This is a genomic window from Mesorhizobium sp. M4A.F.Ca.ET.022.05.2.1 (assembly GCF_003998845.1).
Lineage (GTDB): Bacteria > Pseudomonadota > Alphaproteobacteria > Rhizobiales > Rhizobiaceae > Mesorhizobium.
In genome coordinates this window covers 1-1582 of sequence record NZ_RZOJ01000691.1, presented here as the reverse complement: position 1 = coordinate 1582, position 1582 = coordinate 1, and the positions used below count along the sequence as shown (strand labels likewise).

The following is a 1582-nucleotide window of genomic DNA, read 5'->3' as shown; positions in this document are numbered from 1 at the left end:
GCGCCAGGCAGACGAGACCGAGCAGCAAGGCAAGGCCGGCGGCGTCGGCGGTGCGATAGCTGCCCATGCGCGCCAGCAGAAGATAGGGCAAGGTCTGCACGGAATCGCTGCCGAACAGCGCGATTACGCCGAGATCGCCGAGCGACAGGGCCATGGCGAAGGCGAAGCCGGTTGCGAGCGGCCGCCTGAGCGACGGCCAGTCGACCAGGCTGAGCCGGTTCCAGCCTGATATGCCGAGCAGCAGGCAGAGCCTCTCGTGGCGCTCGCTTGCTGCATCGTAGGCGGGGCGGATCGCGCGGATGGCAAAGGGCATCGCCATCACCGCGTTGACTGCGACGACCATCACCGGGGCGAGGGCAAAGACGTCGCTGACCGTACGCAAAAGCAGGAACCAGCCGGCGCCGACGACGATGGGCGGTACGACGAGGACGAACCCGGCACCGGTATCCGTTGCGTGCTCCAGCAATGTCTTGCGGCCGGCACAGCGCTTCAAGGCCAGCGCCCGGCGCGCCGCGATCAGCGCCAGCGACATCGCCACCGCGAGCGACGCCGACAGGAAGGCCAGCACCACGCTGGTCTGCGTCGCCTGCCGCACCGCGCTCTCGCCGGCGAGCCGGCCGAGATCGGCGCCGAGGCCCGCCGCGACCGTGGCCGCCATCGGTCCGGCGACGAACAGCAGCGCGAGCACGATCAGAGCCGCGTTCAGCGAGGTTTCCGCCGGGCTCGCCGAAAAGTACCGGCGCGGCGCCACCGGCAGGTTGGCGTCGCCGACGGTGTTGGCGCCGAGCCGCGTCAGTGCAAGCACTACGGCGAAGGTCAGCGCGATCTGCAGCAGCGTCAGCGTCACCGCCCGCGCCGGATCGAAATCGAAGCGCAGCGCCTGGTAGATGGCGACCTCCAGCGTCGTGGCGGCCGGCCCGCCGCCGAGCGTCAGCACGATGGTGAAGGAGGTGATGCAAAGCATGAAGACCAGCCCGGAGACACCGGGCAGCGCTGCCCGCAACGCCGGCCATTCGATCAGCCGGAAGGCGGGCCGACCGCCCATGCCGAGCTGGCTTGCCAATCGCCAGTGATTGGCCGGCACCGTGCCCAGCGCCTCGAGGAACAGCCGCGTGGCCAGGGGCAAGTTGAAGAAGACATGGGCAACGAGGATGCCGGACAGTCCGTAGATGCCCGGCCAGTTCCGTCCGCCGAGCAGGCCGGAGAAGTAGCCGGCATTGCCGTAGAGCGCCAGGATGCCGAGCGCCGCGACAATGGCCGGCAGCGCCAGCGGCAGGGCGAAGAGCTGCAGGATCAGCCCGCGGCCCGGAAAACGCGGATGCCGCGAGAGCGCGCGCGCGACGAACAGCGCCGGCACAACGGAAAGCAGGGTCGACAACAGCGCCTGCCAGAGCGTGAAGCGGACGACACGCAGCAGATAGGGATCGAAGGCCGAGGCGGCGCCGGAGAAATCATGCGCGCCTTCAAGGACGAGGCCGGCAAACGCCCCGCCGATCAGCAAGGTGATGGCGCCTAGCGCGGCGATGCCGGCGGTGATGCGGGGGTCAGAGCGAGGCGCGAGCTGCACGCTGCACCCTGGCGG

1 protein-coding gene is annotated in these 1582 nt (G+C 69.8%); it reads right to left on the bottom strand.

Annotated features, from left to right (window positions below):
• The coding region (gene thiP / locus EN745_RS34605) for a thiamine/thiamine pyrophosphate ABC transporter permease (RefSeq protein ID WP_127423301.1) at positions 1 to 1567 on the bottom strand (1567 nt) is incomplete at its 3' end.
• Positions 1568 to 1582: the final 15 nt, after the last annotated feature.